The sequence below is a fragment of the Pseudomonas sp. Pseusp3 genome (genome assembly GCF_047304225.1).
Lineage (GTDB): Bacteria > Pseudomonadota > Gammaproteobacteria > Pseudomonadales > Pseudomonadaceae > Aquipseudomonas > Aquipseudomonas fluorescens_CD.
Genome location: NZ_JBGLYV010000029.1, coordinates 55,989 through 68,513, shown reverse-complemented (window position 1 = coordinate 68,513; position 12,525 = coordinate 55,989). Strand labels below are relative to the sequence as shown.

At 61.0% G+C, this 12,525-nt stretch carries 13 protein-coding genes; 5 read left to right on the top strand and 8 right to left on the bottom strand.

Annotation, left to right across the window (positions count from 1 at the left end; all coding sequences use genetic code 11):
• On the top strand, positions 1-756 hold a 756-nt coding region (locus ACCD00_RS12525), incomplete at its 5' end, for a GlxA family transcriptional regulator (RefSeq protein ID WP_413424865.1).
• Between the two features lie 84 nt (positions 757-840).
• Here ACCD00_RS12525 and ACCD00_RS12520 read toward each other — a convergent pair.
• The 6 genes from ACCD00_RS12520 to ACCD00_RS12495 form a co-directional block, all read right to left on the bottom strand.
• Entirely contained in the window at positions 841-1,107 is a 267-nt protein-coding gene (locus ACCD00_RS12520; RefSeq protein ID WP_007995656.1) for a hypothetical protein, read from the bottom strand.
• Positions 1,108-1,488: 381 nt separating this feature from the next.
• Positions 1,489-2,652, bottom strand: coding sequence for a gamma-butyrobetaine dioxygenase (locus tag ACCD00_RS12515; protein ID WP_413424863.1), 1,164 nt, complete (start codon positions 2,650-2,652; stop codon positions 1,489-1,491).
• A 13-nt stretch (positions 2,653-2,665) separates the two neighbouring features.
• Positions 2,666-3,142: a thioesterase family protein gene (locus tag ACCD00_RS12510; RefSeq protein ID WP_413424861.1), complete on the bottom strand. Its 477-nt coding sequence runs from the start codon at positions 3,140-3,142 to the stop codon at positions 2,666-2,668.
• A 166-nt stretch (positions 3,143-3,308) separates the two neighbouring features.
• Positions 3,309-4,274 carry an L-carnitine dehydrogenase gene (locus tag ACCD00_RS12505; RefSeq protein ID WP_095964145.1) on the bottom strand — a complete coding sequence of 322 codons (966 nt, stop codon included), beginning with the start codon at positions 4,272-4,274 and terminating at the stop codon, positions 3,309-3,311.
• 131 nt (positions 4,275-4,405) lie between these two features.
• On the bottom strand, positions 4,406-5,293 hold the full coding sequence (locus ACCD00_RS12500; RefSeq protein ID WP_103396696.1) for a 3-keto-5-aminohexanoate cleavage protein: 888 nt from the start codon (positions 5,291-5,293) through the stop codon (positions 4,406-4,408).
• A gap of 96 nt (positions 5,294-5,389) precedes the next feature.
• On the bottom strand, positions 5,390-6,334 hold the full coding sequence (locus ACCD00_RS12495) for a choline ABC transporter substrate-binding protein (RefSeq protein ID WP_413424858.1): 945 nt from the start codon (positions 6,332-6,334) through the stop codon (positions 5,390-5,392).
• Positions 6,335-6,558: 224 nt separating this feature from the next.
• Here ACCD00_RS12495 and ACCD00_RS12490 point away from each other — a divergent pair, with 224 nt between their 5' ends.
• Entirely contained in the window at positions 6,559-7,503 is a 945-nt protein-coding gene (locus ACCD00_RS12490; RefSeq protein WP_085716447.1) for a GlxA family transcriptional regulator, read from the top strand.
• A gap of 127 nt (positions 7,504-7,630) precedes the next feature.
• Here the strand turns inward: ACCD00_RS12490 and ACCD00_RS12485 are convergent, their stop codons facing one another.
• Complete coding sequence (locus ACCD00_RS12485; protein ID WP_413424856.1) at positions 7,631-8,047, bottom strand: DUF3010 family protein; 417 nt, start codon at positions 8,045-8,047, stop codon at positions 7,631-7,633.
• Between the two features lie 61 nt (positions 8,048-8,108).
• Positions 8,109-8,510, bottom strand: coding sequence for a lysozyme inhibitor LprI family protein (locus ACCD00_RS12480; RefSeq protein ID WP_413424854.1), 402 nt, complete (start codon positions 8,508-8,510; stop codon positions 8,109-8,111).
• Between the two features lie 224 nt (positions 8,511-8,734).
• Here ACCD00_RS12480 and ACCD00_RS12475 point away from each other — a divergent pair, with 224 nt between their 5' ends.
• The 3 genes from ACCD00_RS12475 (at position 8,735) to dgcA (ending at position 12,398) form a co-directional block, all read left to right on the top strand.
• Positions 8,735-9,712, top strand: a complete 978-nt coding sequence (locus ACCD00_RS12475; protein WP_096514542.1) for a dipeptidase — start codon at positions 8,735-8,737, stop codon at positions 9,710-9,712.
• Positions 9,713-9,791: 79 nt separating this feature from the next.
• Positions 9,792-10,322, top strand: coding sequence for a DUF5943 domain-containing protein (locus ACCD00_RS12470; RefSeq protein WP_008019495.1), 531 nt, complete (start codon positions 9,792-9,794; stop codon positions 10,320-10,322).
• A gap of 15 nt (positions 10,323-10,337) precedes the next feature.
• Positions 10,338-12,398, top strand: a complete 2,061-nt coding sequence (gene dgcA / locus ACCD00_RS12465; RefSeq protein WP_008019496.1) for a dimethylglycine demethylation protein DgcA — start codon at positions 10,338-10,340, stop codon at positions 12,396-12,398.
• Positions 12,399-12,525: the final 127 nt, after the last annotated feature.

Genomic DNA, 12,525 nt, shown 5'->3' with positions numbered 1-12,525 from the left:
GCGGTGTGCACCGGCAGCTGGGCCCTGGCCTGCGCCGGCCTGCTCGACGGCTTCGATTGCAGCGTGCACTGGGAATGTCTGGCAGCAATGCAGGAAGCTTTCCCGCGGGTAGCCATGAGCACCCGTCTGTTCACCCTCGACCGTAATCGTTTCACCAGCTCGGGCGGCACCGCGCCGCTGGACATGATGCTGCACCTGATCAGCCGCGATCACGGTCGCGAACTGTCGGCGGCCATTTCGGAAATGTTCGTCTACGAGCGCATCCGCAACGAACAGGATCACCAGCGTGTGCCGCTCAAGCACATGCTCGGCACCAACCAGCCAAAATTGCAGGAAATCGTTGCGCTGATGGAAGCCAACCTCGAAGAGCCGATCGACCTCGACGAACTGGCGGTGTATGTCGCGGTGTCCCGTCGTCAGCTCGAACGCCTGTTCCAGAAGTACCTGCACTGCTCGCCATCGCGTTACTACCTCAAGCTGCGCCTGATCCGTGCGCGGCAATTGCTCAAGCAAACGCCGATGTCGATCATCGAAGTGGCGTCGGTCTGCGGTTTCGTGTCCACGCCGCATTTCTCCAAGTGCTATCGCGAGTACTTCGGCATTCCGCCGCGCGACGAGCGCGTAGGCTCCAACACTACCCAGCAAGTGGCGATGATGCCGCTGCCGCAAGCGCTGGTGCTGTCGCCGTTGTCCGGGCCGTTGTCGGCGCTGAGCCAGGCGCGTAACGAGTCGACCTTTGCCAGCGTAAGGCTCTAGACCGAGTCGCTCCCTTCGCGAGCAAGCCCGCTCCCACATTGGAATGCATTCCAATGTGGGAGCGGGCTTGCTCGCGAAGGCTTTTTATCGGCCTGTGTGGCTCTGCTGATACTCCGCCAATGCCGGCAACAACTGCTTGTCGATCGCCTGGCGCACCGCCGGCAGGATGGTCGCGCTGCTGGTGTACATCTGCTTGACCATGGTCCGCAAGGTCATCGCCCGTACATCGTTCAAACCCCGTACCGCACACTCGCAGGCTTGTTCTGCGGTGGCGCCGGTGGGCACTTCGAAACCCAATGACTTGAGCTGGCCCAACAGGTCTTCCTGGTCTATCAAATCGGCGTGCATCATGACGCAATCCTTCTTCAGGGAACGGTGTCGTGGTTCGATTCTGGTGGGGGTGCCGGGTGTCGGCAAGGACGATTTGTCGCAATGGCTCAATTGGTTATGAACATGTCGTTTTCGGCTAACCTGGTCCGCGGGGGAGTGGGCACACTGGACTCAGCTCGCTTCACGAAGGTTTGGTCACCCTCGCACGGCGGCTCCTCAACAGTACCCTCTGCCTCGATCCTGTCACGGCTTGATCGGGGTTTTTTTTGTCTGTGAATCAGTGGGTCTTGTTTTGATTGAGATACCGTCTTCGCGAGCAAGCCCGCTCCCACAGGGATTGCGTATAACCTGTGGGAGCGGGCTTGCTCCGGGCGGCGTTCCGACGAAGAACGATGACGCGGCCTAGCGTTGCAACACCAGGATGCGCGACAACAACTCATCCCGGTCGACATAGCAGCCCTGGAAATGCCGTGCCCCGGTGGCGGGGTCGAAGGCGTTGCGGGCATGCAGGGTGCGGCGGTTGTCAAAGCACCACAGCTCACCGGGATTGAGCCGCTGCATCAATCTGAATCGAGGCTCGCGGGTCATCGCGATAAAGCGTCGGTAGGCCTTGTACAGCCTGGGCATCTGCTCTACCGAGGCATCGAATGGTCCGCGCAGAAAGTTCGCCATGCGGATTTCCGACACCTGCCCCAGCGCATCCAGGGCAATGATCGGCGCGAGACAGCGGTAGTCGCTGTGACGGTCCTTGTTGCGAAACTCCACGGGGATTTCGCAGAGGTTTTTGAAGGACTCGGGGTCTTCCCGGCGCAAGGCGTCGGCAATGGCAAAACCGTCGACAAAGATGCTCTCGCCACCTTCGGCGTCATTGACCAGGCAGTGCAGGAATTGCAGCCCCGGTTGCAGCTCCCGGGTCGGCAAATCGCTGTGCAACGGCAGGTTGAAAGCGGTGTAGGCGTTGCTGTCGGCATCGGCCTTGGATTGCACGTTGAACAGCACGCCGAAATTGCTCTCGCGGATGAAGGAAATCCGTTGGGCGATCAGCTTCAGGGAACCTGGCGCGGTGGGCACGCCACGGACCTGGGTCAATCCGACATCCCGCACCGCCAACAACCATTGCAACAAGGCGTCGGAGTCGTTCATCAGCGCTTGATATTCGAACACCGGCAACTGCAAATCGCTGTGCCAGAGCCTGGCTACAGGCTTGCGCTGCTGGCGCTCGGCGCGGGATTGATCGTCATAGGCGTGGGCGCGTAGCCAGCCGGGGTCGAAGCGGCTGCTGTGGCCGTCCTGCCAGGCAATCGCCAGACAGCCATCGTTGTCGATACTGGCGCTCTCGGGCATCAGATCCTGAGCCACATCGACGATTTCCAGCACTTGCTCGCGGGTTACGGTGTAGACGCACTGCGGGCACGGGCAATTGTCCCGTAGCCATTGATGGTGGAAAGGGCTGACACGATCGTCGGCCCAGCTCACCAGAACACGGTCCGCCAGAGTCTGCACGCCAGCCAGCGCGCTGATCAACGGATAGGTACGAAAGTCAGCAAATGCAGCGGCGGTGTTCATGGCGATCTCCTTGTTATTTTTTTGCGGGTAATGCGATCACTCGGCCAATGTATTCGGGTGTCGGCAGGTCCGCCTGTTCGGCGACGATGGCTTGCAGTCGGCTCAGGGATTGCTCGCTGAACGGTGCCGAACGCGGCCCGGCGAGATCCACGTGCAGCAGCATCTGTTCGTTGCCTGCAAGTTCCTCGGTATCCCCGACCAAATGCAGGCTGTGATAGAGGTGCACGCGCTTGCTGTCGTGGGCGACGATTTGGGTATGCACTTCGACCTGGGCGTCGAGCTTCACTTCGTGCAGGTAGTTCAGGTGCAGTTCGAGGGTGAACAGCGAGTTGCCGCTGGCTTCCCGGCTGTTGCTGTCCAGGCCCAGGCGATCCATCAGGGCATCGGTGGCGTAGCTGAAAATCAGCAAGTAGAACGCATCGCGCAGGTGGCCGTTGTAGTCGACCCAGTCGGGGATGATGGTGGTCTGGTAGGTGGTCAGTGCGGGCATGGTTTAACTTCCAATATGTGTGGTGACGGTACCGCCGCTTTCGCGAGCAAGCCCGCTCCCACAAGGGATTTCTGTCGTGAACACTGTCTATGTCACACCGCAAATCCAATGTGGGAGCGGGCTTGTTCGCGAAGGGGGCAGACCTGCTGCCCCATTGGCTTGAGGCTTACTCGCTGAACGCCATCCCATGCTTCTCTTTGGTGGTCTTCACCGCCTCCAGCACCGCCAGCAGGCAGTCATCACGATAGCGCTCCAGCGCCGAAATGCTGTGTTTACCCAGTTGATCGCTGGTGCCATCGACCACGTCGTCGATCAGCTTGTCGGTCAGTTCCGGAGCCGGCAGGTAAGTCCAGGGTAACTGCAATGCCGGACCAAACTGTGCCATGAAGTGGCGCATGCCGGCATCACCACCGGCCAGGGTGTAAGTCAGGAACGTGCCCATGAACGACCAGCGCAAACCGGCGCCGAAGCGGATTGCATCGTCGATTTCGCCGGTAGTCGCCACGCCGTCGTTGACCAGGTGCAGCGCCTCGCGCCACAGCGCTTCGAGCAGGCGGTCAGCGATGAAGCCCGGTACTTCCTTGCGCACGTGCAACGGGCGCATCCCCAGGGATTCATAGACTTTCATCGCCGCTTGCACCGCTTCAGGTGCGGTGTTCTTGCCGCCGACCACTTCCACCAATGGCAGCAGGTAAACCGGGTTGAACGGGTGACCGACCACGCAGCGTTCCGGATGCGTGGCGCTTTCGTAGAACTCGCTCGGCAACAGGCCGGAGGTGCTGGAGCCGATCAACGCATTGGGCTTGGCCGCCGCGCTGATTTTGCTGTGCAGGTCCAGTTTCAGCTCCAGTCGTTCCGGGGCGCTTTCCTGGATGAAGTCGGCATCGCGCACGCACTCTTCGATGGTCGCGACAAAGCGCAGGCGATCCTGCGACGCACCTGGCGCCAGGCCTTGTTTTTCCAGCGCGCCCCAGGCATTGGCGACACGCTTGCGCAGGGCCGCTTCGGCACCGGGGGCCGGGTCCCAGGCCACTACATCCAGGCCATGGGCGAGGGCGCGGGACACCCAACCGCTGCCGATGACACCGCTGCCCAGGGCGGCGAAGGTTTTGATTTCGGTGATAAAGCTCATGGCGATTTCCTAGAGAATTCGGTGATCTTCTGTAGGAGCGAGCTTGCTCGCGATGGTATTCCAGGCGCTGATTGGCGTCGGCTGTACCTTTTTCGCGAGCAAGCTCGCTCCTACAGGGGGGATGTGTGGGATTAACCGCGCTTTGTCAGGCCCATTTTCTTGCGGCCTTCAGCCGGCGTCAGGACGCGTGCACCGAGGCGGCTGAGGATTTCCGTGGCGCGCTCGACCAGTTGGCCGTTGGTCGCCAGTACGCCCTTGTCCAGCCACAGGTTGTCTTCCAGCCCGACCCGCACGTTGCCGCCGAGCAACACCGCTTGCGCCGCCATCGGCATCTGCATGCGACCGATACCGAAGCCGGCCCAGACCGCGTCGGCCGGCAGGTTGTCGACCATGGCTTTCATGGTGGTGGTGTCCGCCGGCGCGCCCCAAGGGATACCCAGGCACAGCTGGAACAACGGGTTGTCGAGCAGGCCTTCCTTGATCATCTGCTTGGCGAACCACAGGTGACCGGTGTCGAAGATTTCCAGCTCGGCCTTCACGCCCAGCTCTTGAATGCGTTTGGCGCCAGCACGCAGCTGCGCCGGGGTGGAGACGTAAATGGTGTCGCCGTCGCCGAAGTTCAGGGTGCCGCAATCCAGGGTGCAGATTTCCGGCAGCAATTCTTCGACGTGGGCCAGACGGGTCAGCGGGCCGACCAGATCGGTGTTCGGGCCGAACTCCATCGGGTTCTCGCCAGCGCCGATTTCCAGGTCGCCACCCATGCCGGCGGTGAGGTTGACGATGATGTCCACGTCCGCCTCGCGGATACGCTCCATCACTTCGCGATACAGCGCCACGTCACGGCTGAACTTGCCGGTTTGCGGGTCACGCACATGGCAGTGAACCACGGTGGCACCGGCCTTGGCGGCTTCCACGGCGGCAGCCGCGATTTGTTTCGGGGTGACCGGCACGTGTGGGCTCTTGGCGGTCGTGTCGCCAGCACCGGTGAGTGCGCAGGTGATGATGACGTCGTGGTTCATTTGGCGGTTCCTTACAGGCGAGTTTTTGGTTTTGGCCGGGCGTGGTGGTCCAGTTCGCAGCCCGTTGGGGCTGCGAGTCGGTGGTTCAAATCAGGGTTATTTACTGGTCAGTTGCAGGTTTTCAGCGGCCGGTTTGCCATCGAAGGTGGTGACGCCTTCAAGCCAGCGTTTTTTGTCCTGCGGGTGATCCTTGAGCCATTGTTTGGCCGACTCGAAAGCGTCCTTGTGATCCAGCAGCGGCTGCATCATCCGGCTCTCGTCTTCGGCGGTGAACGTCAGGTTGCTCAGCAGGCGACCGACGTTCGGGCATTGTTCGGCGTAGGTCGGTGCGGTGACGGTCCACACGGTGGCCTTGCCTTCGTTCGGGCCGAGGGCGTCGTCGCTGCCGGTGAGGTAGGTCATTTTCACGTTGACGTTCATCGGGTGCGGCGCCCAGCCGAAGAACACCACGGCTTCGTTGCGACGAACGGCGCGGTCCACGGCGGCGAGCATGCCGGCTTCGCTGGACTCGACCAGCTGGAACTTGCCGAGGCCGAACTGGTTCTTGGAGATCATTGCCTTGATCTGGGTGTTGGCGCCCGAGCCAGGCTCGATGCCGTAGATCTTGCCGCCCAGTTCTTTTTCGAACTTGGCGATGTCGGCGAAGGTTTTCAGACCCTTGTCGGCGAGGTAGGTCGGCACGGCGAGGGTCGCGCGGGCGTCTTGCAGGCTTGGCGCTTCCAGCACCTTGACCTGTTTGGCGTCGACGAACGGGGTGATGGTCTGGGTCATCAGCGGGTTCCAGTAGCCGAGGAACAGGTCCAGACGCTGATCGCGGATCCCGGCGAAGATGATTTGCTGGGAGGCGCTGGTTTGTTTGGTGCTGTAGCCGATGCCATCGAGCAATACCTGGGTCATGGCGCTGGTCGCGATCACGTCGGTCCAGTTCACTACACCCATGCGCACGTTCTGGCACGCGGCGGGTTCGGCGGCCATGACACTGGCGCTCAGCAAAGCGGTACCACTGAGTGCAAGAACACAGCTGCTGATCAGTCGTTTCATCTCAGGTTCCTCGGCAGTTCGTTTATTGTGAGTTCCGGTGTCTGATGCGCCGGTGATGCCAAGTTACGCAGCTAAGCGCCCCTGAAAGCGCACTGCGGCGACCGACTCTTGCACTGCAGCGACCTGTGCTCTTGAATGCCACGAGCAAGTGGCGTATCAACGTCCACACGCTGCCCGCCCTCCCGTTACCTGGCCTCTTGTTACCTGCTAAGCGAGTGCGCTCCATGTCCCAGGATTTCTACTTCTTGTTGATGCCGGGTTTCTCGGCCATCGGATTCATCTCGGCCATCGAGCCGTTGCGGGTCGCCAATCGCTTTCGCGGCGAGCTCTATCGCTGGCATGTGCTGAGCGCCGATGGCGGGGCGGTGCTGGCCAGCAACGGCATGTCGGTCAACGCCGATGCGGCGCTGGAGCCGTTGAAAAAAGGCGCGACACTGCTGGTGGTCGCCGGGTTCGAACCCCTGAAATTCGCCACCCCGGCGCTGGAACACTGGTTGCGCCGCCTGGACAACGAAGGCGTGACGCTCGGCGCCATCGACACCGGCAGCTTCATCCTCGCCGAGGCGGGGTTGCTCGACGGCCATCGCCTGACCCTGCACTGGGAAGCCATCGACGCCTTCAAAGAGTCCTATCCACAGCTCAGCGTCACCCAGGAGCTGTTCGAGATCGACCGCCGACGCATCACCTCCGCCGGTGGCACCGCGTCCATTGACCTGATGCTGGATCTGATCGCCCAGGCCCACGGCCCCGAGCTGGCGATCCAGGTCAGCGAACAATTCGTGCTCGGCCGTATCCGTCCGCGCAAAGACCACCAGCGCATGGAAGTCGCCACGCGTTATGGCATCAGCAACAAGAAGCTGGTGCACGTGATCGGCGAGATGGAGCAGCACAGCGAACCGCCGCTGAGTACGCTGGAACTGGCGGAATCGATCAAGGTGACGCGGCGGCAGCTGGAGCGACTGTTTCGGTTGCACTTGAACGACACGCCGAGCAACTTCTACCTGCGCTTAAGGCTGGAGAAAGCCCGGCAGTTGCTGCGCCAGACCGACATGAGCGTGCTGGAAGTGAGCATTGCCTGCGGGTTTGAATCGCCGTCGTATTTCACCCGCAGTTATCGGGCGAAATACGAGCGGTGCCCACGAGAAGACCGGCGTACCGCGAAAGCATGAACACTCGAGATCCGCTGTAGGAGCGAGCTCTGCTCGCGAAAAACGCCTGGGCGACGCGTTCATTCAGGTAGCACGCGTAATCGTTAACGTCCATCGCGAGCAGAGCTCGCTCCTACAGGGTTGAAGGTTACTTTTTCAGTAACGCCGAACAGGCAGCCTTATACGCCTCATGCTGATACTTGTTCAGCGTCGCCGGCAGCTCAAACCCGTGCTTCTTGGCCTGAGCATTGATGGTCTGCGGCGACAGCAAGGTCACTTCGCAATTCTCCAGCAGCTGGAAAACCCCTTCGATCTTGAACGTGGTCGGCCCACCGGCGAATTCGCCTTTCTTGCTGCGCTTCTTGATCGCGATGCGATCGATGGAATTCTCACGGACAAACGAAGCGACCTGAGCGGCGAACACTTTGACGTTGGCGGCTTCGTCGTCATCGTCCAGGGCAATTTTCTTGGTAGCGAGCGCGACATGGCTCAGCGCCTGACCATCCAGCGTGGCCAATGCGATGATCGCTTCGATGCCCTTGATTTCGATGCCGCAGACTTTCATGTTGAATCCCGTTAGTGACAGAAGGTGAGCAGCTTACAGCTCAAGCTGTATGGCGATTGCATTACTCCTGCCCGATCGACTCCAAAAACTCCGACCGTTCGTCACTCATCCGCGCAATGCAATCGTTCTGGGCAATGGTGAACGCCTTGCTGCCATTGGTGGCCGGGAAGGCTTCGACGGCGCAGTCGGTATCCCGGGTCTTCAGCCATTGCTGTTGGGCGGCCTTGAGCTTGGCCGTGATGTCGGCCAGTTGCGACGGGTTCTTGCCGTATTGCGACTGCATGCGATCGGTCAGGCCCTGGAGGTTTTCCTTGAGCAGGTCTTCGGCGGTGGTTTTGCTGAACGCCGAGCACTCGAGGGTCTGGACGTCGTTTTCGACTTTGTCGCACGGGTTGTCGTCGGACACCTCCGCTGCGTGTACGCCGGTCGCAATCAGTGCCAAAGCCAGAAGGATGGATTTCATTCAGGTCGCCGCTCTATTCCAGTGATGCGGCGAATTCTGGCCCAAGCCGAGGGCCTTGAACAGGTCGTTGATTGTGCCTGACTACGACCCTTTGTCGCGGATTGACGCTTTCGGCAAACCCCCTGTCGTTTTTGCACCCGGCTGCCCCTGCACCGAGGCATATGCTGGCCCCAAAGCGCCGGCAGACGATTCGGCGCATGAATCGCTAATAAGGGGACAGCCTGATGAGCCCAGCCGAATTGCACGCCGACAGCATCGTTATCGACGGGCTGATTATTGCCAAGTGGAACCGCGAGCTGTTTGAAGACATGCGCAAAGGCGGTCTGACCGCGGCCAACTGCACCGTGTCGGTGTGGGAGGGCTTCCAGGCCACCGTCAACAACATCGCCGCCAGCCAGAAACTGATCCGCGAGAACAGCGACCTGGTGATTCCGGTGCGTACCACCGCCGACATCCGCAAGGCCAAGGAGCAGGGCAAGACCGGTATCCTCTTCGGCTTCCAGAATGCCCACGCCTATGAAGACCAGATCGGCTACGTCGAGGTGTTCAAGCAGCTCGGCGTCGGTATCGTGCAGATGTGCTACAACACCCAGAACCTGGTGGGCACCGGTTGCTACGAGCGCGATGGCGGCCTGTCGGGCTTTGGTCGCGAAATCGTCGCCGAGATGAACCGGGTTGGCGTGATGTGCGACCTGTCCCACGTCGGCTCCAAGACTTCCGAAGAAGTCATCCTCGAGTCGAAGAAGCCGGTCTGCTACTCCCACTGCCTGCCGTCGGGGCTCAAGGAGCACCCGCGCAACAAGTCCGATGAAGAACTGAAGTTCATTGCCGACCACGGCGGTTTTGTCGGCGTGACCATGTTCGCGCCGTTCCTGGCCAAGGGCATCGACTCGACCATCGACGACTACGCCGAAGCCATTGAATACACCTTGAACATCGTTGGCGAAGACGCCATCGGCATCGGCACCGACTTCACACAGGGCCATGGCCAGGACTTCTTCGAATACCTGACCCACGACAAGGGCTACGCCCGCCGCCTGACCAGCTTCGGCAAGATCATCAACCCGCTGGGCATCCGCACCGTGGGCGAGTTCCCGAACCTGACCGAAACACTGCTCAAGCGCGGCCATTCCGAGCGCGTGGTGCGCAAGATCATGGGCGAGAACTGGGTCAACGTGCTCAAGGACGTCTGGGGCGAGTAAGCCGCAGCACTTCTGAATCTTTTCCCCCCGGCCATCCGCGCCGGGGGCAATACCAAAATTCTTCTGGAGTTAAGTTTCCATGGCCAAGATCGCCCCGCAATTGCCAATCGAAGTCGACAGCGAAACCGGTGTCTGGACCTCCGACGCCCTGCCGATGCTGTACGTACCGCGGCATTTCTTCGTCAACAACCACATGGGCATCGAGGAAGTGCTGGGCGCCGAAGCCTATGCCGAAATCCTCTACAAGGCCGGCTACAAGTCCGCCTGGCACTGGTGTGAAAAAGAAGCCGAATGCCATGGCCTGGAAGGCGTCGCGGTTTTCGAGCACTACATGAAGCGCCTGTCGCAGCGCGGCTGGGGCCTGTTCAAGATCCAGGACATCGACCTCGACAAAGGCACCTGCAGCGTCAAGCTCGAGCACTCGGCGTTCGTCTACGTGTACGGCAAGGTCGGGCGCAAGGTCGACTATATGTTCACCGGCTGGTTTGCCGGCGCGATGGACCAGATCCTCGCCGCTCGCGGCAGCAAGATCCGCACCGTGGCCGAGCAAGTCTACGGTGGCTCCGAAGAGGGCCACGAAGACGGCTTGTTCATCGTCAAGCCGTTGTAAGTCGAGGAACCCGCCATGGCTTTCGAAGCAATGTTCCAGCCGATCCAGATCGGCAAACTGACCATCCGCAACCGCGTGCTCAGTACCGCGCACGCCGAGGTCTACGCGACCGACGGCGGCATGACCACCGATCGGTACGTCAAGTATTACGAAGAGAAGGCCAAGGGCGGGATCGGCCTGGCGATTTGCGGCGGTTCGTCCGTAGTCGCCATCGACAGCCCGCAGGAATGGTGGAGTTCGGTGAACCTGTCCACCGATCGCATCATTCCGCACTTCCAGAATCTGGCCGACGCCATGCACAAGCACGGCGCCAAGATCATGATCCAGATTACCCACATGGGCCGTCGCTCCCGTTGGGACGGCTTCAACTGGCCGACACTGATGTCGCCGTCTGGCGTGCGCGAGCCGGTGCACCGTGCCACCTGCAAAACCATCGAGCCGGAAGAAATCTGGCGGGTGATTGGCAACTACGCGCAAGCTGCGCGTCGCGCCAAGGCCGGTGGCCTGGACGGCGTCGAACTGTCGGCTGTGCACCAGCACATGATCGACCAGTTCTGGAGCCCTCGGGTCAACAAGCGTACCGACGAATGGGGCGGCACCTTCGAAGGTCGCATGAAATTCGGCCTGGAAGTGCTCAAGGCCGTGCGCGCCGAGGTCGGTGACGATTTCTGCGTGGGCATGCGGATCTGCGGTGACGAGTTCCACCCGGACGGCCTGTCCCATGAAGACATGAAGCAGATCGCCAAGTATTACGACGACACCGGCATGCTCGATTTCATTGGCGTCGTGGGTTCGGGTTGCGACACCCACAACACCCTGGCCAACGTGATTCCGAACATGAGTTATCCACCGGAGCCGTTCCTGCACCTGGCGGCCGGTATCAAGGAAGTGGTCAAGGTTCCCGTGCTGCACGCGCAGAACATCAAGGACCCGAACCAGGCCACCCGTATTCTGGAAGGCGGTTACGTCGACATGGTCGGCATGACCCGCGCGCACATCGCCGACCCGCACCTGATCGCCAAGATCAAGATGGGCCAGGTCGACCAGATCAAGCAGTGCGTCGGTGCCAACTACTGCATCGACCGTCAGTATCAGGGCCTGGATGTGTTGTGCATCCAGAACGCGGCGACCTCCCGTGAATACATGGGCCTGCCGCACATCATCGAAAAAACCACCGGTAAAAAACGCAAGGTGGTGGTGGTCGGTGCCGGCCCGGCGGGGATGGAAGCCGCTCGTGTGGCTGCCGAGCGTGGTCACGACGTGACCCTGTTCGAGAAGAAGGAATTCATTGGCGGGCAGATCACCACGGCGTCGAAGGCGCCGCAGCGTGACCAGATCGCCGGTATCACCCGCTGGTATCAGCTGGAACTGGCACGCTTGAAAGTCGACCTGCGCCTGGGCACCGCGGCGGATGCGCCGACCATCATGGACCTGCGTCCGGATGTGGTGGTGCTGGCGGTCGGCGGTCATCCGTTCATCGAGCAGAACGAGCACTGGGGCGCGGCTGAAGGCCTGGTGGTCAGCAGCTGGGACATCCTCGATGGCAAGGTAGCGCCGGGCAAGAACGTACTGGTCTATGACACCATTTGCGAATTCACCGGCATGTCGACCGCCGACTTCATCGCCGACAAGGGCAGTCAGGTCGAGATCGTCACCGACGACATCAAGCCTGGCGTGGCGATCGGCGGTACGTCGTTCCCGACTTACTACCGCAGCATGTATCCGAAAGAAGTGATCATGACCGGCGACATGATGCTGGAGAAGGTCTACCGCGAAGGCGACAAGCTGGTGGCGGTGCTGGAAAACGAATACACCGGCGCCAAAGAGGAGCGGGTGGTGGACCAGGTGGTCGTTGAAAACGGCGTGCGCCCGGACGAAGAAATCTACTACGCGCTGAAGGAAGGCTCGCGCAACAAAGGCCAGATCGACGTCGAAGCCTTGTTCGCGATCAAGCCGCAGCCATGCCTGGAACAGAGCGGCGACGGCTACCTGCTGTTCCGCATCGGTGACTGCGTGGCCCAGCGTAACGTACACGCGGCGATCTACGACGCGCTGCGGCTGTGCAAGGATTTCTAAAACCACACCGAACCAATGTGGGAGCGGGCTTGCTCGCGAAGAACGATAACGCGGTACACCTGATACACCGCGTCGCCCGATTCGCGAGCAAGCCCGCTCCCACATGAGACCCCGAGGTCTTTGGGAG